The following is an 18,742-nucleotide window of genomic DNA, read 5'->3' on the forward strand; positions in this document are numbered from 1 at the left end:
CCAGTTTGGTGAGGGCCCTCTGGCGTTGCTGCGTGTCTAACTGCGTGACTATCGGTTCCGGAGTGGATTCCTGCGTGCCTACGCCCGCCGCGGATCGCCGCCGAAGATGCCGTCCATGACCACAGCACCGGTCTGGATCACGGGCCGGATCTGCTTCCGGTAGACCTCCTCGGTCACGGCGGTCCCGGAATGCCCGACCAGCCGGGAGATCTCCTCCAGCGGGACGCCCCGGTCGGAGAGCAGGGACACGAAGCTGTGCCGCAGCTCCCTCGGGGTCCACTCGTGGGCGTTGATCCCGTCGACGTCCTTGAGTGCCTGGCGGAAGGCGCGGCGGACGTTGGCCGCGTCGAGGGGCTTGCCCACGGCCGAGGAGAAGACGAGACCGTGTTCCTCCCACTCCTCGTCGGCGGCGAGCCGATCCCACCCCTGATCTTCGAATTGCTGCCAGAGGGCTTCCACGCAGCGCGCCGGCAGAGCGAGCGTGCGCCGGGACTTCCTGGTCTTGGTGTCCCCGCTCCGCCGGACCGACCGCCAAACAGCGATGTGCGGAGGCTGCGGCGGATCGACGTCCGGTCGGCCTTTCAGGAAGACGTGGTCCCAGGTGAGGGCCCGAAGTTCCTCGGTACGGGCACCGGTCAGCAGGGCGACGACGATGTAGGCGTACATGGAGGTCCCCTCGGCCCCCTTGAGCACGGCCTCTGCCTGGCCGAAGGTGAGCGCCTTGGAGGGCCGCCCCGCCTGGCCCTGGGGTACCGAGCACAGCTCGACGACATTGCGCTTCACCTTGTCCCGCGCCATGGCGCGCTTGACCGCACGGTTCAGGCACGAATGGATCGATTGGAGGGTGCGCGTGCTGAGCGTCTTCGCCTTGGCGGCCAGCCAGCGGTCAACATCGTCCGCACTCAGCTCGCGGAGCTTCCGGGCTCCCAGGGCCGGGATGACGTGGGTGTTGCTCAGGATCGTGTTCTTCTCGACGGTCCCCGGGTCGCAGTCTGCAAGGCCATAGGTGAGCCAATCGGTCACGGCGTCCTTGACCGTGTAGTTGGTCGGTGCGATCGCAAGGCCGTCTTCGTGGTCCCGCAGTACCTCCTTGAGCTTGTTCTTCGCCTCGGTCTTGGTCTTGCCACTCCCCCGCTTGACGATCCGCTTGCCGCTCGGGTCGAAGCCAAGGTTCGCCGTGGCGATCCACCGCTGTCTCTTCTCGTCCCAGTGCAGGCCGCCGTCGCCACGGCTACGACGCTTGGTCATCAGGCGGCCTCCGCCAGCTGGCTCTGGATGAAGTCGCGCACCGAGTCGGCAGGGATCCGGCGAGCGCCATCGATCTTGAGTGAGGCAAGCCGGTGAGTGCGGATCAGGTCGTAGACCTTGGAGCGCCCTACCTTGAGCCGCCTCATGACGTCCGAAACGGTCAGCAGCTCAAGAGTGGTGGTGCTCATGCTGCGGCTCCTTCCTGGGCGAGTTGGTCGTGTAGGGCTTCGCGGGCGGTCTCGCGGTTGAGCTGGAGGTCACGGGCGATGGTGGCGGCAAGGGCCGACTCGCCGGGGGTGTGGCCGTGGCCGGCGTACTGCCAGTCGGCCAGGACCAGGACGGAGTCTGGCTCGGTGTCGTCCAGGCCGAGGACCTCGCGTTCCTGGGCGGCGCGGTAGGCGGCGCGTTCCTGGCGGAGAGCGCCGAGGGTGGTGGAGTAGCTGCGGGACTTCGAGCTGAAGTGGCCGCGGAAGCCGAGCATGTGAGCCCAGGCCCAGAGGCGTCGGTCCGGGTAGAGCGGGTCGAGTTCCTTGCAAGCCTTGATGAGGCGGCGGGTGTGGTCGGGGACTTGGTGGCGGTCGAGTTCGGAGAGTTCGCCGATGCGGCGGTCGAGGGTGCCGGTGTTCTCGGCTGCCTTGGTGGCGTACTTGGCGACGTAGGAGGCAACGGCCTGTTCGGTGATGTCGGAGGCGTCGCCAAAGGCCCTGACCGGTCGCACGTCGAGTTGGGTGCCCCAGCGGAAGGTGCGGGCGGGCTGGTCGCCAGCGGCCGGCACCGAGATGGACGTGTAGGAGTGCGCGGCGGCGGACCGGATGGCATCGGTGAGCAGGTCGACGGTTGCCCAGGCGGGCGCCAGGGTGTCCGGTCCATCGGGGCCGTCGAGGCGGATGACTGCGTGGAAGTGGAGTGCGCCGCGTTTCTGGAACTCGGCGACCTTGCCGTACGAGACGCGGAGGTGTTCGGGGAGTTCGCGGCGGGTGAGTCCGGCGCGGGTGGCGATCTCGCGGCGCAGGCGGGTGGTGAAGCGCTGCCACAGCTGGCCTGCGTGGTTGTTGAAGAGGACGGCGCCCGCGTATTCGTAGGTGGCCGGGTCGAGGGCAGTGCCGAGGGCGGGATCGTCGGCCGGGTGGCGGGTGCCGCAGCGGCAGGTGCCTCTGTCGGGGCGGTTGTGGACCGGGCCGAAGGACGGGGCGGTGAGGGTGGCGAAGACGCGGGGGTGGTCGCGGACGCTGGCGGGGATGTCGCGGCGGTCGTCTCCGGCGAGGCCTGCGCGGATGAGGTGGTAGGTGTCGCCCGCGTACGTCCAGGCGCAGGCGGGGCAGCGGGAGGCGCGGCGGTTGCCGCACGCGACGCGGAGGCGTCCGCCGGGCTCGTTCTCGGTGGAGTAGTGGTGCAGGGTCTCGCCGGTGGTCTTGTCCTTGTGGAGGGTCCAGCCGGTCAGGTGGATGGGGTCGGCGCAGCCGCCGGTGCGGCGGATCTGGTCTTCCCAGCGGGTGTAGTCGGGGGCCGAAGCCACCCTCATTAGGTCGCCGAGGGTGGTCGGGTCGAGCAGCGTGTCAGGCACGGGCGCCCTCCCGGGTGCGGCGGGTGCGGGCTATGCCGGTGCCGTTGCAGGCCGGGCAGTGCGCGGTGATGGTGCGCAGGTACCCGCGTCGGTCGCGGCCGCCGAGGGTGATGGCAACGGAGACGAAGCCGTCGCAGTTGCCACAGATGCGGCGCGGGGGTTTGGTGCGCTGCGTCATGCTGGGGGTTCCTTCCGGTTGCGAGTTCGGACAGGGACGGCGCCCGGGCGGCGGATGCTTGGCCGTGTCAGGCCCCGGGGGCCGGTCATCGGCGTTTGGAGTCGGTATTCACGAGGGAGCGGATCACCAGGGCGCAGATGGCGACGGACGCGCCGGTGATGGCGACGGCCAGGAGCATCGAGACGAGGACGGCACCGACGACCAGGACCACGGCCGTGCCGCCGCCGACCAGGGCGATGACAGCGCCCGGGGTGAGCTGGATCGTCGGCCGGGACGAGGCCGGAACCACCGGGGCGGGCTCTGGGGGCGTGCTGCTCGGAGTGGCGTCGGTCGGCCGGACGACCACCAGCGGAGCGGCGACGTGGGTCGGTGTCGGGTTGGTGGGGATCTTCGGGCGGAGCATCGGTGACCTCCTTCCTCTACGGGCTACTTGACGAAGGTGTTGATGGCGGGCGCGAGCACGCTGTCGGCGAGGAGGAAGCCGCCGAGCAGAAGGACCGCGACGAGCCAGGTGGGCGGGCGGATGAGCTTGACGCCGAGGTAGCCGACGACTGCGAGGGCGAGCCAGAGCGGGACCTGCATGGCGGTGTCTCCTAGCGGACGCGGCAGCGGTGGGTGCGGGCGGCAAGCTGTGCGGCGGACTGGCTGGAGTAGTCGGCGGACCAGCCACAGCCGTCGGAGGTGCACACAGCGGCGTGCTTGGTCTGGCCGTTGCGGCCGCGGTGGGTACCGATCTGCACCGGGCCGATACTCATCACGGAGTGGAAGTGGTCGCGGGCGGGCATGGCCGTGGGTTCCTTCCTGGTCAGGCGAGCTGGGCGGCGATCGCGTCGGCGAGGTGGGACGGGACTCCGAGGCGGGCACGCAGGGTGTCGGTGTCGATCGCAGAGCCGGTGCGGGTCCGGTACTCGTCGGCCACCTTGCGGGCGTGGTCCACGAGGACGGCGGGAACCGCAGTTACGGGCTCGGCGGTCGGAAGGGCCGGGATTTCCTCGACCGGGCGTACGGCGGGTTCGGGCTCGGGCTCGGGTTCCGGTGCCGTGACCGGCTCTGAGGCGGGTTCGGGTTCCGACGCGGGTGCCGGCGGTTCCGGCGTCTCCTGGCTTGCGGTGTGGGCGAGGAGGGTGCCGCCGAGGAAGGCGAGGGCTGGCCATCCGGCGATGCCTAGGCGGAGCAGAGCTGGCGGGTCGGCCAAGTCGAGGAACCCGGCGGTTGCGACGTTGGCGCCGAGCGAGGCGAACAGGGCGATGAGGAACCAGCACCAGGCCAGCCGGGACGGGCCGTCCGTGCGGAGGCGGCGCCAGGCAGCGACCAGGAGCAGGTCGACACTGACCGGGTAGGCCCAGGCCTTCCAGCCGTTCTGTCCGGCAGCGGCGGCCAGGTCGTGGAGGTGGGCGAAGGACAGGGCTCCGGCGATGACGGCCTGGACCAGGACCGCATCGACGCGCAGACCGTTGCGGGCCATCAGGACTCCTCGCCCTGAGTGCCGGGAGGCTCGGGGAGCGAGACGGCCAGGGAAGGGCTGATGGCTTCCACGAAGTCGAGGTCAGCGCCATCCGTGTCGGCATAGAGGGCGAGTTGGCCCAGCAGGAGCACGGTGCGGGCGAAGTCCTCGCAGTCGGGGCACATTGCGGTTTCTCCCTTCATCAGACATGGCAGGGTTTGGGACCTGGCGCGAAGGCGGTCACGCCGACCGAGAGAGCGGGGATGCTCAGGCCGTGGCAGAAGCCGTCTTGGGCAGCGGCTCTGAGGCAGTGGGCGCACCGGACAGGGCGGGCCGGAAGGGGGCCAGTTCGGGCAGGTCCGGGGTGCGGTTGGCGTGCCGGTTGCAGATGTTGACCGCCTGGCGAAGGGAGGTGTGCGGGGCGCGGATGCGGTGCCAGCCCCCGGTCGAGTCTCCGGCGATGGCGACGCCGCGCATATCGGCGGGGATCTGGATGGCGGCCAGGACGGCGTCCGGGGAGATGTCGCCGAACGCCATGTTGGCGGAGGTCTCGTCATTGACGCGGTGTGCAGTGCGGCCGGTCAGCTGGGCGCGGAGCATGGTGATGCCCTTGCCGAGTTCGGAGCCGAAGCGCTGCCCGCAGATCTCCAGGTAGATGCCGGCGGCTCGGCCGAGCTGGGCGAGGCGGACCAGGGCGGTGATGATGCGGTCCCGCCGCCTCTCCTCGTCCTTGCTGGCGAACAGGGCGAGTTCGGCGACCTCATCGACCAGGACCACGATCGGGGTGGGCCGAATGTCGTCAGGCAGGTCCCAGATGTCGGCGGCGATCTCGGCGTCCGGGACGTTGACGGTGATGCGCTGCTCGGTGCGGATGAGCTGGTAAACGTCCTGCATGCGGGCCACGAGGGCATCGAGCAGTTCTGCGGCGGTGTCGGGATTATCGGCGAGCGCGGAGAACCGGCGGGCGAGGGGGAACAGCTCGACCCCTTGCTTGCAGTCGATGCCGACCAGGGCGACATCCGCCGGGGCGAGCCCGGCGACCAGGTTGCGCTGGTAGACGGACTTGCCGGACTCGGTGGCGCCGAGGGTGAGGGCGTGGGGTATCGCCCGGTAGTCGCGGTAGTGGACCGCGCCGTCCTCGCGCAAGGCAACCGCGACCTGCATCGGACGGGCGTCGAGCTTGGCGGGCATCTGCACCCGCTTGAGGACGTCGTAGCCGGTCATCCGGACTTCTACGACGCCGGAGCGGAGTTCCCGGCAGGTGACGCCGTGCATCGAGAAGGAGTGCCGCATCCGGTCGGAGGCGGCGGCGATGTCAAAGGCGTCTTGGCCGGGCCGGAGCTTGAGCCGCAGGACCAGGCCGGTCCGGGTGGGCCGCAACCGCAGGATGCGCGGCGTCCGGGATTCCGGCACGGGCCGGTTGGTCATCCGGGCTAACGCCAGTCGCCAGCGGGAGGGCGGAACGGTCAGTCCGCAGGCGTCCATGACGGAGCCGTAGCGGACCAGGACCCGCAGGGCGGCGAAGGGGACCCCGAAGGTCAGCCAGTACCAGGTGGGGCGTCGCCACCGCAGGAGACCCGCAGCGGCGACGACCAGCACGACAGCGAGCGTGAAGGCGGTCATGGTCAGGCCGCCTGGGGCTTCGCGGCAGCGGCGGCGAGCGAGGTGACCGCAACGGCGCGGAACGCGATGCCGTGTCGCTTCTGACCGTTGAAGTCGTTCTCCCACGGCCGGGCGATCAGACCGGTGAGGGCGACCGGCGTGCCCATGGCCAGCTCACCGGAGATCCCGGGCTCAGGGACGGCGATGGACAGGATCTCGACCTCGTCGTTCGCCGCGAACATCACGTCGACGGTCATCATCTTGGCGCCGGTCTCGGTGTCGGTGGCGATCTCGCCGGTACGGCGGTCCTTGACCTTGGGATGCGGGGTCTTGGCGACCATCACGGTCGCGGCGGAGGTGTCGACGGGAATCTGACGCACAGCGGATCACTCCTCTATAGAGGCTAGACTCCGTCACTCATGTACATGAGTGACATGAAGAAGAGTGCATCACTCCTATACATGAGTCAACCCGCCGCGAAGAAGAACTTGCGACGGGCTGCGGGAAGTTGAGCGTGCGTCAGTCGGCGGCGGGGATCCGATACTCGAAAACGAACTGGTCAGCGGCCATGAGGGTGTCGCAGACCTCGACGACACGCCCTTCGGTCGTACGGGCCTCGCGGATCAGATGGACCACCGGAGCACCGGCGCTCAGCGCCAGCTCAGAGGCCTCCGCCTTCGAGGCCGGCCGCGCTTGCAGGGTCTCGACGAACTCGGCGAACTCGTGCCCGTGGTCTTCGAGTCGAGCGTAGATGCCACCCCCGCCCGGGTTCTCGGCGAACAGCTCCGGGATGTCTTTCACAACGTCCCACGGGAGGTACGACGTCGCCGTCTCGACCGGGGTGCCGTTGCGGAAGTAGAGGCGACGGCGGGCAAGCACCTGGGTGCCCGCGGAGACGCCCAATCGCTGCGCGGCATCCTCGGGGACTTCCATGGGCCCGATGTAGAGGACGCTTACCTTGGCCGTGGCGCCAGACTGCGCGGACTCTGCGAGATACGCGGCCTTCCCGCCCCTGCGATGCGAGCGCCGGAAGCGATCCGAGGACCGATGCCGCACGGGCGGGCGATCCTTCACGATCGAGCCCTTGCCGTGCCGAGTCTCCACGAGCCCGCTGGCACGTACCTCAACCATGGCCTTGCGGATCGTGCCGCCCGAGACGCCGTAGCGCTCGACCAACTCGGACTCACTCGGCACCATCTCACCAGGCTTGAGGACACCCGCCCGGATCTGCTGCACGATCTCCTCGGCGATCTGAACGTACCGAGGTACGGACCTCTCACCTCCTACTGCTGTTCCCATGGTCCTTCTCTTCCTCCTATGCTCCTGTACATGAGTAACAGCGCTCGGGAAGGCCAGTCAACGCCACTGCACTCCGTGTCCGTGGCCGGGGTAGTGGTGCGCGAGGACGGCCGGCTCCTGGCGATCCGCCGCGCCGACAACGGCACTTGGGAACTGCCCGGCGGTGTACTCGAACTCGAGGAGACCCCGGAGGCCGGCGTCGCCCGCGAGGTCTTGGAGGAGACCGGCATCCACGTCGAGGTGGACGAACTCACCGGGGTCTACAAGAACACGACGCGAGGCATCGTGGCCCTGGTCTTCCGCTGCAAGCCCTCTGGCGGGACCGAGCGCACATCCAGCGAGTCGACAGCCGTCGACTGGCTCACGCCCGAAGAGGTCGCAGAGCGCATGTCCGAAGTCTTCGCAATCCGGCTCTTGGATGCTTTGGACGGCAACGGCCCCCATGTGCGGAGTCACGACGGACGACGGCTCATCCCAGCGGGATAAGACTTTCCCTACTTCATCAAGGCCCGCGCACGGCGCGGGCGCGCGCCGCCTCAGCGGCGCGGCCTGCCTCCTGTCTGCGCCCCGGCTGGCCGCGCCTGGCGGCGCGCTGCGTGCATGCGGGCGAGGTAGGAGAAAACCCGCTGTGGCCGGGGCGGTCGGCTCCGCGACTTTAGCCAGCCACTTTGGCGCGAGCCTCGAAGATCATGGCCCCAACGTCGTGCTTTAGCGGGCAGGTCCACAGACTGCCCGACGCGCCGGAAGCTTACGGGGCCATGATCACTCGCGCCAAAGCAGCTCCAGGCCAAAGTCGCTCCACCGACCTAGTCTCAGAAGAGCCCCGCGTCCAGGGGAATTTCAGCGATCCTTCACATGACTCGCAGCACGTGTGCTGTGATCTTGCGCGAGATCATGTGCCCCAGGAGGATGCGTGCCCAGAAGGCCTGTTCAACACCGAGTGGCTGCGATGGCCGTTAACGCGGTGGAGCAGATTTGGATTTCTCTAGGTCATGCGACTGACAAAGTCATGGAAGACTACGGAGAAGATCTCCTGATCCAAACTTGCCTTGATGACCGAATGGATCCGTCGAGACTTTGGATCCAGGTGAAGGGCACGGAAGATGACTGCTCAGACCCACGGAAAGCCTTGCCCACCATCAGAGTGAAAGCTGAGCAGATTCTACGCTGGGCACGCAGTGCAGACTTGGTTGTCGTAGTCCTTTGGGATACCAAGAACAACATCGGCTTCTACAGCGTCCCCGCTGGCCACTTCGATCATGTGAATCTCAGCGAATCGAGAAACGGCGAAATTTCCCTAAGGCTCACCCGAGACAGGCCTTTCAACGAAAGAACTGCAGCACACCTAACTTGGTCTGCAAGAATCAGGCACGCAAACAGGTCCCTTCAGTGCGCTTTGGCGAACCTGCGGGACGCTGAACGCGCGGACAGTCAGCAAAACATGGTGTTTTTCGAGAGCATCATCAAGACATTGCTGATTGACTTCTCGACAGACGTGAAAATTAGCAATCCCGACGAAACTTTGAGTGATCAATTCAAAGAACTCGTTAAAGCTGGCGTTCGGCAATCAGAATCCACGACGCTCGAACACACTGCGATGAAGGCCACTATTGACGCAGTACTCAATTCTGTGCACCAGAATTGTGAAGGAAACGGACTTCCTCCTACACTCGCACAGCACCTCGCAAACCCGCTATGCGAGGCAATTTTTGGCAAGGCTTTGAAAGAGCTGGGCGAATCGACCAGTACATCCCGAAGCGAAGACTGATTGATCAGGCTTAAGGCTGCGAAGCATGCTGAGATCACGCAGGTTACCGGATGCCGGCCCGGCGACCCGCCAGCCCCGCTTCGCTCCGAGCTGGCTATCCAGACCCGTACATGGGAACTTGACGATGCGAAAAAGGAGATGCGGATGAGCCCAAGCCAGACCCAGTGGTTCGACCACAACTACTACAGCACCTATCGGATCGCCAGCAAGGTAGAAAGGCTGGCACTATCCCCGGACTACCATTACCTTGAAGCACTGATGCTGGATGACAGCATCCTAGGCTTCCTTCCTCATTGGCAGAAAGATAGCGCCCTCCATAAATTCATCCGCTACATTGCGGACGAAACCCTGGAAGCAGACAACGCCGGGGATCACATTGTTTTCTTCGGCCCGGATCCCATGAAACCCAAGCGAACTATACCTATCGAAGCAGCTCTTGTCTTCTATGGGCTGCAAGACAAAATTTCGTTTGAGATTCCAGACATCCCGCCGGTAGCTCACGCTGAAGGCAAAATAACGCGCTACGAGACCGCAGTAGAGGTGTACGACGCCTGCTACGACCACTTCCTCGACTTGCGCCTTGGGCAAGCGTACGAAGATTTCCTGACCAAGATTTCCAGCGAGGTCTTCTACGTGATGTTTACGAACCGAGTCGCCCTTCAGGCACTCCACGAGTATTTGTCTCAATACGTGCTGGAGGTGGGGCACGGCATCGATGAGTCGCAGGATTCTGACTACATGAAATACTTGAAAGGCCCCGGAGTACTCAAGCGCACGAAAATACCGAAGTGGGTGCAGCGAGCCATCTATTTCCGCGATCGCGGTATGTGCACAAAGTGCAGGCGCGATCTCACTGGGCTGGTGAACAGGTTCAGTTCCGAAAACTTCGACCACATGGTCCCCCTCGCCCGTGGAGGACTAAACGACGTGACGAACCTTCAGTTGCTCTGCTCAGACTGCAACAATGAGAAATCGGACAAATTCCAGCTCACGAGCAGTCGATACCAGAATTGGTACTAGAGTTTCAGTCTCACTTGTGACGCTAAGCCGTCAGCAACACCAGCTAGTCGCGCGACAGATAGGGGCACCCATTATGGGCGGGGAAACCTCCAAGTATTTGGTCGAGTACTCTTTTGTAAGCAATTGCACACAGGCATCCATTCTGTCGCCAGCCTACCTCGACGGTGTAACGAAAAGGAATCCCTCCCTGAGTAATTCGCACGTATACGCCATCTGCACCCGTCCTCGCATTACAGTGCCAAGCGGGGGAGTAATCATCAGTGAAGACGCAATGAAAGTGACCTTTCTATCGCAATTTAAGCACGCAGTGAACGAGATCACTTTCGAGAGGCCCAACTCGTTCGGCGTCGCGGGATTGCACGCTTCCAGCGAATGGCCCCACACCGAGGTAACGTTCCTGGATGGCGAAGGTCACGTGCGTCTGCACGCCACTGCCGCCAACCTACTTACCTCGTTGGCCAGCGACTACGCCATCGGGGAGATCGACGAAGTCCATAAAGACTTTTTGGATCTAGATGTCGCCTATATCGGTCGCGCATACGGCGCAAATGGAAATCGCAACGCGATCAGCAGACTAGCGAATCACGAAACCTTGCAGCGAATCCAGGGAGAAATGGCCATGAAGCGCCCAGACCTGGACGTCTGGCTAGTCCCGCTATCATTCCAAGGTTTCTCAATCATAGGCGAATTCGGCACCTGGGTCGGAATGGCAACGGATGTTGAGGAGCTCGCGCATGCAGAGGAAGTCGAGCAATGCCCGATTCCTGAATCACAACGCATTGCGCTCACAGAGGGGGCTTTGATCAAATACTTCGATCCTGAGTACAACAAGAACTTGAAAGGCACATTCCCCAGCCGCAACCACAAAGACTATGCAGCGGTGTATTCAAGAGAACTGATCGGTGCGGGTTTTGACCTGGAAACCACACCAGTGGGTACACGGATCGGAAGCGCCAAGAGCCCTCACAGTTGGGCTCATGCGGCGGTATTTTCTCTTCGCACTGACAGTGAGAAACGGTCCATACTCGATCGCACATCACCCATGCAAGGATGACACTCCCAGAACTCAGCCCGCCATTCTACGGACGTACTACAGGGATCAGGGGCGGCCCGGTCGAGACGGCGGACACCATCGTGCCCGCCATGCTCTGCCAGAGCGTGTATGAGGTCCCGGTCAACCTTGCCCAACGTCAGCGCAACGGCCTCTGACATCTACGGCTGACATCAACGACAATGGACGACGGCACACAGCGGCGCCCCTACCCGACCGCCGACCCCATCGGGACGGACAGGAAAGGGGGGAGTAGATCGAACTCCTAAGGCGGTGGTCCTGCACCAGGAGGCCGACGGCAATTACGACAATGCCCGCGGACGGGTGCGCGTTGACGACGTGAAGGTGGCTGGCGACTTTCATCATCAGCACGTCGGTCGCCGAGGCGCTGTAGGCGTAGCAGCGCTCCAGGTCGTACCCTTCTGACGCGCCCACCTCCTTGATCGCCTCGGCCTTCGTGGGGCCGTACGCGTAGTACTCCACCTCTCCGGTGAAGCAGCCGTCATTCGCCCACGACCATGCGGGTGGCCACGACCCGGTCGGCGGCACGATCACGACGTCCCGGCCGGCCATGTGGTGCCTCTCGATCAGGGACACGGCCTCGTCGTAGATGATCGGGTCGATCAGGTCGTGCAGGGTCTCGGCGACGATCTCCCTCACCTGCTGGACGTTCCAGCCGCGGCACAGCGCGGATAGATACTCGCGCATGCGCTCCATCTGATCATGGTCCAGGCCACCGACCAGGAAGACGAACTGGGCCTATGCGGTGCGTAGTGCGGCTCTCCGGTTGATCAGACCTCCCTGGTAGAAGGACTTGCTGAAGGTGAGCATGCTCGACTTCGCAATGACCGTCTTGTCCAGGTCAAAGAAGGCTGCTGCGCGGGGCAAGGACCGGTTTTCCAGGGGCTTGAGCATAGGCACCCACCATTCGGCGTAAGCTCGGGCACCTTTGTTTGCTCCACGCGGATTTCAGGTATTCCATGGAGGTCTCACCCGTACGGCCGAGTGGGTCGTCGCTGTACACGCGACGGCCCCCTGCTGTCACAGGAGGCCGTCTGGTTGGTGAAGCCGACACCCCGCGAGAGGAGCCGTCTCCATGAACCATGCTAGGACGCCTAGCGATGCGAGCCCACCCGAGATCCGCTTAACGCGCCGAACGCGGCGCTACCGTAAGCCGCTTGTTGCTGCCGTTGTGGTCTGTGCCGCGGTGCTCTGTGCGCTGGTGTTGTTGGGCGTTGTGACCGCGGAGCGTGCTTCGGCGGTGGCTGTGGTCACAGGTGCAGGCGTTGCGTCAGTCAGGGCAATCCTGGCCCAGCGACAGCGAGATGATCCTGTCGACGGCGGCTAAAACATGAGATTCCGTTGGTCTTCCTTCACCTCAACAGGCATTTGTTTGGCGAGGGTTAAACGAGGCCTACGGTCAGCCTCCGACATTCTTCGGCCGCCCCATGGCCGCCACAAAGGCTTCCACGACTACTACCTCAAGATGCTGCGGCGCCGAGCAGACACTAGGGGCACGTTCCGGGAGATGGCCCCCACCCGGCAATCGAACTCCTACTGAGGTTGAATTCGTGGTGTCGTAGAGGCTGGCATGAAGCGACGGGGAGAGGAGCCCGGGTTGGTGACCGAGCTGCTCTCCCCATAAAGATGACTGGAAGGCTGCCGTCCGGCAGGCGCCGTTTGCGGCCGGCGCTTCAGAAGCAGTGGGGTTCGTTCATCGCCAAGAGAGCGCCGCGGCTTGTTGCAACGCGGAGCACGTCCCGGAGGGCTCCCGTCAGTTCCTTCGCCAGAAGTCGCAGGTCCTCCGGACCTACCTCCTGGCCGTCGAGGGCGTCGGAGACCTGCTCCAGCAGTTCGGCCGCCGTTCCGAGCTGCACCGCTTCAACATTGTCTGCCAGGCGGGACATGTAACCGTCCTGATCGTCGGTGCTCAGGTAACAGGGTTTGCCCTCCGGCCCCGACCACGGGAGAAGGCGTAGTCCGTTCCGTGCCGTCATCCTTGCGCCCGCCTCTCATCGATCACGTGGTGGGTGGTGAAGACCGCATCGGCCCGGTCCCCCAGGAACACCAGGAGCGCGGCCTCGACGACCCGCCCGGTGGAATCGGTCGCGACGCGTGTGATCCCGAGGACTGGCGCAGCGGAGCCGATCCGCAGAGCCGACGCTTCGTCCGGTGTCGGCGGACGGGCGCACACCGTCTCCCGGACAGTGCCCGGCGGCGGACTGAGGACGGCGAATCTCGTGACCGCGTCCTGGTACGAGGAGGCGTCGTAGTCGAGCACTCCAGCCGGCGCCAGGTCACGCGGCATGTAGATGCGGGCCAGTCCGTGTGGTGACTCTCCCTCTTGGCTGATGCAGGAGAACTCGGCGAGAGGGCTGCCCGTGGGCACCTCCAGTAAGGCCGTCAGATGTCCGTGCGCCTGAACAGTGGCGGTGCGTACTGTGACGCGCTGGGCCGCTTCAGCAGCGGTCCACGGGTCCAGCGTTCCCCATCCGCCGACGTACATGATCTTGCGGAGTGGGCGACGCACGAAGTTCCCCTTGCCGTGGATCTTTTCGACGAGGCCTTCCCTCTGCAGCACCGCAAGGGCACTCCGCAGGGTTACCGTGCTGACCTTGTATCGGTCGGCGAGGCCAGCCTCGGACGGAAGGCGTTCGCCGGGCTTGATACGGCCGGCCGTGATCTGGTGTCGGAGGTCTTCGGCGATGTCGTGATGGCGAGGAGGCACGCCAGTCACCCCCTTCTCGGCATTCGCACGACGACGAGCCGGGTACGCGCGTGTATGGTCAGCGACTTACTCGACTCGAACAGTGGGCGGCGGCGCCTGCCCTTAGGGAAGTGCCGCGCTCTGGTGAGGGAGAAGGCACGGCGGATACGGTTGAGCATGCTGCTCAGCTCCTATCGCTGATGGCTCGGTCCCCCGACATCGCCCGTCGTGGGGACCGCTTTGTGTACGACCGCCCAGAGAGTGCGGCCGTTCAGGCTGGTGGCGAGGAGCCCGAACCGATCGGCCTCCGCCACCACATCCAGGACCTCCCGCCATGACTCGACGGGAAGAGATTCCGGCACCTCCGCTTCGACCGACGTGTAGCGCTCGTGCTCCTCCACGCGTGTGGGGAGCCCGACGGCGGACAGCCGGTCGGCGATGGCTGCCGCGCTAACTCCCGAAGCGGGCACAGGGCAGCCTCCGTCACCGGTGATCACTTTCAGTGAAGCTAGTTAACTAGATTAGAGCTAGTGGACTAGATTTTCCATATGCCTGAGCAGCCGCCCTATCTCCGCATCGCCGACGAACTCCGGCGGCGGATCGCGGAGCACGTATGGGAGCCGGGGGACCGTCTGCCCTCCCGCGCCCAGATCGGCCAGGAGTGCGGCGTGGGCGAGAACGTGGTCCGCCGGGCGCAGGAACTACTGATCTCCCAGGGTGTGTTGGAGGGCCGTGCCGGATCGGGCACCTACGTCGCCGAGCCCCGGCAACGGGTGCGGGTAGTCCGGTCATCCGCGCGTGAGCAGCCCGAGGGATCACCGTTCCGGGCGGACATGAAGGCCGTGGGCAGGCAAGGGGATTGGGAGAGCCGGACCGACGCCAAGGTGCCGGCCCCTGCGGACATCGCGGCACGGTTGGGCATCGCCGAGGGCGACCTGTGCGTCAGGACGACGTACGAGTTCCTGGCCGACGGCCGGCCGGTGCAGCTGTCGACGAGCTGGGAGCCGTACGACCTCACAGCCGGCACTCTCGTCGTCCTCCCCGAAGGAGGGCCACACGCCGGAGCAGGCGTCGTGAACCGCATGGCCACCATCGGAATCACCGTCAGCCACGCCGTGGAGCAGCCGGAGCCCCGACAGGCCACCTCCGAAGAGGCGTCGCTCCTCGGCATCCAGAAGGCCGCGCTCGTCACGCACATCCGGCGGACGTACTACAGCGACCAGGGACGGCCCGTGGAGACGGCGGACATCGTGATTCCTGCCGCCCACTGCGAGATCGTCTATGAGATCCCGATCAACCATTAGCCACCGGTTCTAAGGCGGCTTCTGACATCCACGGCTGACATCAGCAAAGCCGGATGGCGACATACACCGACGTGGCCGCACGGCCGTCGGAGCGGGGGCTACGGCACCACGGGCGGGCGTGGATCAGCGGTGACACACGAGCGTCCCCGGGCCGTCCTGGTGCCGTGGGAGGGCGCTCAGCGATGACCAACGTCGATAGGTGCCGACAGCTCGGCGGCAGGTCAGGGCGTTGATCGATTAGGTGGCCGCAGGTCACGGCCACAAAGGGTCAGTGGCTGAGCTGTACCACCGTTTCCTCGACGAGGGCGTGGTCAAACACTGCCACTCCCCGCCAGCACTCGCGCCGACGGGGCTGCAGGTCCCGCCCCCGGTGGCACATCGCTTGAACCAGAAGCCGAGCACTGCGAAACGCACCATACTGAGCACGGCAGGGGGAGGGGGCTTCAGCGATGTTGAGACGGTGGGCACAGCGGCGTTACGACAAAGCTCAGGCGGAGTACTGGCAGAGCATTGACCCCATGCTTGAGCCTGGAGAACGGAAGATTGCCAGCGCGCCTGCGCGGAACCTGTGGGACGGCCCGCAGGACGGCGTCCTCTTCCTTACGGACCGAACGCTCTACTGGGGCGCATGGCTGGGTGATGGAAGACAGACCAGGCCCATGTTCGCGCAGGATCTTCGAGACTGTCCGAGTGCACGCATAGGCGAGCAGGGCACGTTGGACGTAGCCGTGAGTGGCGAGCACGTGGGGTCATTCGCCTCGTTCGCGCCAGCCCCTGGCGCTCAGTGGAGCTTCAGCGAGTTCTGCAAGAGCTTCGGCCAAGCCATGGCGAACAGCAGAGAGTTGCCACGCCGCGGAGACACCCTCTAGAGATCCTTGACGGTGTGGGTTACGTCGAGGCATGAAGCCCCGCGCCAGTGCGAGTGTGGCGCGAGTGGCGGGCTTGATTCCCAAGGGGCAGCATGGATGAGGGGGTGACGTCAGTCCCTCAGCGGGAGAGACTGGCAGTCGATAAGGTGTCAACATCCACGAATGGCAAGTTTAGCCATGCAACACGCGCGTCTGGGTGCTGGCATATTCATGATTATTGCCGGCGTAGCCTTAGCTCGAGGTCTTTCCTCCGCCCCCATCGGCGGTGTGCTGCTGATTACGGTTGGCCTATTCCTCGTTGCTCGTGCCGCGAGCCTCGTCTCTTCAACTGTCGCGCTGGATTGGTTTACACCATCAACGCTCTTCTTCGCCATGGTGTACCTGGCGTGGTGTGCTGTTGCCATTGAGCCTGACTCGCGGACGCCTGAGGAGCCCAGAACGCCGATCGTGAATTTCGTGGTGGATCCGCACGAAAGGCCAATGGGGACTCTTGAGGTGAAAATTGTTGTCTGGCGCCCTGGAGTGTACCCCAAACAAGATGACCGCGACTGCTCGCTACTGCGCTTCACGGGGTCCGCTGTTGAGGCAAGGCGACGGTGGAAAATTCAAGTTAGCGCAACATCAGACTACAAGGTATGGCCTGGTGCGAAGCCCACTGATCTGCGTGAGACGGTGACCCAAAAGGGGAAATCTGAAACTAATGGATATATGGAGTTTTGGCAGCCACGGCAACTTTCACACAAAACTCCCTACCAAGTCACCATTTGCTGGCCGGCGTCAAAGCATCTATTTGTCAGTGAACATGGAAGTGAAGCCGTTATTTCACTCCCGCAGATCTATATCTTGAAAGCCGAATCCGGTAACCAGCTCCGGGGAACTGAAGTGCAGGTTGAGGAGGTGTTGCATCAATGCAAAAAGTGCGACAAGGACTGGGGGGTCGATTCCGGTCAGATCCCGGCTTCAGGGCCCCCTGAGATCTGGGATTGGAAAATCATTCTCCCGAAAGAAGGGGCGATCTACACCCGTTCAGTTAGGTTGCGGGTTCACAGCATCGATAAGGCTAAAGAGGAGCATAATCGAGAATTTATAAGTGGTGTGCTTTTTGGTGTAGCTGCCGCTGCAGGCGTGGCCGCAGTGCAAGAATCTCTCAACCGGCTTACGAAGAGGGCTCGGCCGTAGGCCACCGCCGCCTGCAACGCCCGCCGCCAGCGGTTCGCCAACATTCGGGGCGCCCTGAACCGCCGGACCACCTCCCGGCCACCTGCCTCGGCCTCGATCAGGTCAGCGGCAGCGAGCCGGACTTGCTCACGCCGAGCCCGTTCCTCGGCCGTCAACCCACCGCCATCGGGATACCTCATACCCCCGGCATAGCGCGACCAGCGACAGCCGTCACGACTCGGCGTAACCCGCACCGTTAAGGATCTCTAGCAAGGTCCGTGCCGCATTCGGCTGCGATGCGGTGAGTGTCTAACTGCGTGACAACGCCGACGGACGGCGGCGGACAAGCGCGGACGTCTGCGGACCGTCAGCGCAGGTAAGCGGCACACCAGCCCAAGGCCAAGCAACCGCCCAAGTTACTTCGGGACGAAGAGGTCGTGGGTTCAAATCCCGCCACCCCGACAGAGAAACAACAGGTCAGGCCCGGTGCTGAGAGATCAGCACCGGGCCTGATTTGTTGTGCGGACCCGTCTTGGGAGCCATTTGGGAGCCGACTTCGGGGAGCGGCTCCCCAGTGGTCCCAGCGAGAGGTCTTCCGCCTCCGGGTGCGCCGTGGGCTCCGCAAGAGTCACCCCACGGCTTGTGCCGAGGAGACAACGGACGGTACGACGATCGACATGCACCGATGGTCCCCGTTAAATGACCGGCAGCTCACACTCCTCACCCGCATCGGGGACGGAGCTGACCCCGTCACGTCGGACAGCCCGAGTTCGCTCTCACCGCCCGCGCGCTCAAGGAGCGGCGCCTGATCACCATGCCCAAGCAGGATGGGAAGTGGCGGGCGGAGATCACTGACGCGGGGCGCTTCTGCCTGGAGCACGGCCATCACCCGGACCGGCCGGCACCAGCTCCGCGCGAGCAGCGGCCAACAGGTTCCGACCAACGGACACGACCGGCTCCTCCGCCACAGAGGCAAGACACAGCCCCGTCCATGACGAAGCCGGCGCCGCGTGCCGCCAAGCCCCCACAGCCGTCGCCGGCGGAAGTCGGAGCGGCTTTGATCGCGGAGGTACAGCAGGCTGGGCGGTTCCTCCGGATCCCAAACCCGAACGATGAGGAGCGAGCCCGCTACCGCAGAGCCTTCGACGCAGCCCGGCAGTGTGCCCCCGCGGGCTATCGCCTGAAGTACAGCGGGCGGGCGAAAGGAGACTTCTTTTCTCGGCCTGCTCCGGGTGACCGGCGAGGACGAGACCGAGTGGAACGGGATCCGGCTGGCGCGCAGCCGTGTGATCACCGATGTCAAGGACGTGATCGCCGCAGTCACCGCGGACTACAGCGCCTTCGAGATCTCGGAGAAGGTCCTCCCCCAGGTGCTCTTGCTGCTCCGGCTCCTCGCTGAGCAAGCCCTCGCACGCCACGGCGAGATCGCGGTGTCGAAGAAGCGCAGGTAGCCGAGGCCGCTGCTCACCGTCCATGGCAGGACGAACGAGGTCAGCTTCCGTGAACGGCAGAAGCCGGTCCGGTACGTCC

At 64.7% G+C, this 18,742-nt stretch carries 23 protein-coding genes and 2 pseudogenes; 8 read left to right on the forward strand and 17 right to left on the reverse strand.

Translation table 11 applies throughout. The features are described from left to right. Nucleotides 1–78 precede the first annotated feature (78 nt). The 12 genes from ACZ5DS_RS25325 to ACZ5DS_RS25380 form a co-directional block, all read right to left on the reverse strand. Complete coding sequence (locus ACZ5DS_RS25325; protein WP_468242495.1) at nt 79–1,248, reverse strand: site-specific integrase; 1,170 nt, start codon at nt 1,246–1,248, stop codon at nt 79–81. Beyond that, the gene (locus ACZ5DS_RS25330) at nt 1,248–1,436 is read right to left on the reverse strand and encodes a helix-turn-helix domain-containing protein (protein WP_468242498.1); all 189 of its coding nucleotides are present in this window, start codon (nt 1,434–1,436) and stop codon (nt 1,248–1,250) included. Before ACZ5DS_RS25330 ends, ACZ5DS_RS25325 begins: the two co-directional genes overlap by 1 nt. After that, nucleotides 1,433–2,812: a replication initiator protein RepSA gene (repSA, locus tag ACZ5DS_RS25335; protein ID WP_468242500.1), complete on the reverse strand. Its 1,380-nt coding sequence runs from the start codon at nt 2,810–2,812 to the stop codon at nt 1,433–1,435. Before repSA ends, ACZ5DS_RS25330 begins: the two co-directional genes overlap by 4 nt. Further along, a complete protein-coding gene (locus ACZ5DS_RS25340) occupies nt 2,805–2,990 on the reverse strand; it encodes a hypothetical protein (protein WP_468242502.1) in 186 nt (61 codons plus the stop codon). The genes repSA and ACZ5DS_RS25340 overlap by 8 nt, the downstream gene beginning before the upstream one ends. A gap of 85 nt (nt 2,991–3,075) precedes the next feature. Then, on the reverse strand, nt 3,076–3,393 hold the full coding sequence (locus ACZ5DS_RS25345; protein ID WP_468242505.1) for a SpdD-like protein: 318 nt from the start codon (nt 3,391–3,393) through the stop codon (nt 3,076–3,078). A gap of 23 nt (nt 3,394–3,416) precedes the next feature. Then, nucleotides 3,417–3,572, reverse strand: a complete 156-nt coding sequence (locus ACZ5DS_RS25350) for a hypothetical protein (RefSeq protein ID WP_468242507.1) — start codon at nt 3,570–3,572, stop codon at nt 3,417–3,419. An 11-nt stretch (nt 3,573–3,583) separates the two neighbouring features. Then, entirely contained in the window at nt 3,584–3,775 is a 192-nt protein-coding gene (locus ACZ5DS_RS25355; protein ID WP_468242509.1) for a mobile element transfer protein, read from the reverse strand. A gap of 20 nt (nt 3,776–3,795) precedes the next feature. Beyond that, nucleotides 3,796–4,455 carry a DUF2637 domain-containing protein gene (locus ACZ5DS_RS25360; protein WP_468242511.1) on the reverse strand — a complete coding sequence of 220 codons (660 nt, stop codon included), beginning with the start codon at nt 4,453–4,455 and terminating at the stop codon, nt 3,796–3,798. Next, nucleotides 4,455–4,619, reverse strand: coding sequence for a hypothetical protein (locus tag ACZ5DS_RS25365; protein ID WP_468242514.1), 165 nt, complete (start codon nt 4,617–4,619; stop codon nt 4,455–4,457). Before ACZ5DS_RS25365 ends, ACZ5DS_RS25360 begins: the two co-directional genes overlap by 1 nt. 82 nt (nt 4,620–4,701) lie before the next feature. Continuing rightward, nucleotides 4,702–6,057, reverse strand: coding sequence for an FtsK/SpoIIIE domain-containing protein (locus tag ACZ5DS_RS25370; RefSeq protein ID WP_468242516.1), 1,356 nt, complete (start codon nt 6,055–6,057; stop codon nt 4,702–4,704). A 2-nt stretch (nt 6,058–6,059) separates the two neighbouring features. Beyond that, a complete protein-coding gene (locus ACZ5DS_RS25375) occupies nt 6,060–6,416 on the reverse strand; it encodes an SCO3933 family regulatory protein (protein ID WP_468242519.1) in 357 nt (118 codons plus the stop codon). Between the two features lie 139 nt (nt 6,417–6,555). Further along, nucleotides 6,556–7,335: a GntR family transcriptional regulator gene (locus ACZ5DS_RS25380; protein ID WP_468242521.1), complete on the reverse strand. Its 780-nt coding sequence runs from the start codon at nt 7,333–7,335 to the stop codon at nt 6,556–6,558. An 18-nt stretch (nt 7,336–7,353) separates the two neighbouring features. On the opposite strand from ACZ5DS_RS25380, the gene ACZ5DS_RS25385 reads away from it, so the two are divergent. From ACZ5DS_RS25385 to ACZ5DS_RS25405, 5 genes and pseudogenes are all read left to right on the forward strand, one after another. Then, nucleotides 7,354–7,821: an NUDIX hydrolase gene (locus tag ACZ5DS_RS25385; protein ID WP_468242523.1), complete on the forward strand. Its 468-nt coding sequence runs from the start codon at nt 7,354–7,356 to the stop codon at nt 7,819–7,821. A gap of 427 nt (nt 7,822–8,248) precedes the next feature. Beyond that, the gene (locus ACZ5DS_RS25390) at nt 8,249–9,103 is read left to right on the forward strand and encodes a DUF4365 domain-containing protein (RefSeq protein ID WP_468242525.1); all 855 of its coding nucleotides are present in this window, start codon (nt 8,249–8,251) and stop codon (nt 9,101–9,103) included. A gap of 144 nt (nt 9,104–9,247) precedes the next feature. Next, complete coding sequence (locus ACZ5DS_RS25395) at nt 9,248–10,123, forward strand: HNH endonuclease (protein WP_468242528.1); 876 nt, start codon at nt 9,248–9,250, stop codon at nt 10,121–10,123. A gap of 307 nt (nt 10,124–10,430) precedes the next feature. Continuing rightward, a complete protein-coding gene (locus tag ACZ5DS_RS25400; RefSeq protein WP_468242531.1) occupies nt 10,431–11,177 on the forward strand; it encodes a hypothetical protein in 747 nt (248 codons plus the stop codon). A 22-nt stretch (nt 11,178–11,199) separates the two neighbouring features. Beyond that, nucleotides 11,200–11,332: pseudogene (locus tag ACZ5DS_RS25405) on the forward strand (UTRA domain-containing protein); the annotation flags it as partial. Here the strand turns inward: ACZ5DS_RS25405 and ACZ5DS_RS25410 are convergent. From ACZ5DS_RS25410 to ACZ5DS_RS25425, 4 genes are all read right to left on the reverse strand, one after another. Continuing rightward, nucleotides 11,298–11,891: a haloacid dehalogenase-like hydrolase gene (locus ACZ5DS_RS25410; RefSeq protein WP_468242533.1), complete on the reverse strand. Its 594-nt coding sequence runs from the start codon at nt 11,889–11,891 to the stop codon at nt 11,298–11,300. The pseudogene ACZ5DS_RS25405 and the gene ACZ5DS_RS25410 sit on opposite strands and share 35 nt — an antisense overlap. A 977-nt stretch (nt 11,892–12,868) precedes the next feature. Next, on the reverse strand, nt 12,869–13,171 hold the full coding sequence (locus ACZ5DS_RS25415; RefSeq protein ID WP_468242535.1) for a hypothetical protein: 303 nt from the start codon (nt 13,169–13,171) through the stop codon (nt 12,869–12,871). Further along, on the reverse strand, nt 13,168–13,911 hold the full coding sequence (locus ACZ5DS_RS25420; RefSeq protein WP_468242537.1) for a GntR family transcriptional regulator: 744 nt from the start codon (nt 13,909–13,911) through the stop codon (nt 13,168–13,170). Before ACZ5DS_RS25420 ends, ACZ5DS_RS25415 begins: the two co-directional genes overlap by 4 nt. Nucleotides 13,912–14,072: 161 nt before the next feature. Next, on the reverse strand, nt 14,073–14,351 hold the full coding sequence (locus ACZ5DS_RS25425; protein WP_468242998.1) for a hypothetical protein: 279 nt from the start codon (nt 14,349–14,351) through the stop codon (nt 14,073–14,075). A 78-nt stretch (nt 14,352–14,429) separates the two neighbouring features. On the opposite strand from ACZ5DS_RS25425, the gene ACZ5DS_RS25430 reads away from it, so the two are divergent. Both ACZ5DS_RS25430 and ACZ5DS_RS25435 read left to right on the forward strand, forming a co-directional pair. Further along, nucleotides 14,430–15,185: a GntR family transcriptional regulator gene (locus ACZ5DS_RS25430; protein WP_468242539.1), complete on the forward strand. Its 756-nt coding sequence runs from the start codon at nt 14,430–14,432 to the stop codon at nt 15,183–15,185. 1,031 nt (nt 15,186–16,216) lie between these two features. Continuing rightward, complete coding sequence (locus tag ACZ5DS_RS25435; RefSeq protein ID WP_468243022.1) at nt 16,217–17,233, forward strand: hypothetical protein; 1,017 nt, start codon at nt 16,217–16,219, stop codon at nt 17,231–17,233. On the opposite strand, the pseudogene ACZ5DS_RS25440 reads toward ACZ5DS_RS25435, so the two are convergent. Beyond that, a pseudogene (locus ACZ5DS_RS25440) lies at nt 17,209–17,412 on the reverse strand (hypothetical protein); the annotation flags it as partial. The gene ACZ5DS_RS25435 and the pseudogene ACZ5DS_RS25440 sit on opposite strands and share 25 nt — an antisense overlap. Before the next feature lie 1,032 nt (nt 17,413–18,444). Here ACZ5DS_RS25440 and ACZ5DS_RS25445 point away from each other — a divergent pair. Next, nucleotides 18,445–18,663, forward strand: a complete 219-nt coding sequence (locus ACZ5DS_RS25445) for a hypothetical protein (protein WP_468242541.1) — start codon at nt 18,445–18,447, stop codon at nt 18,661–18,663. Nucleotides 18,664–18,742 lie beyond the last annotated feature (79 nt).

Source organism: Streptomyces sp. NPDC031100 (assembly GCF_055570785.1).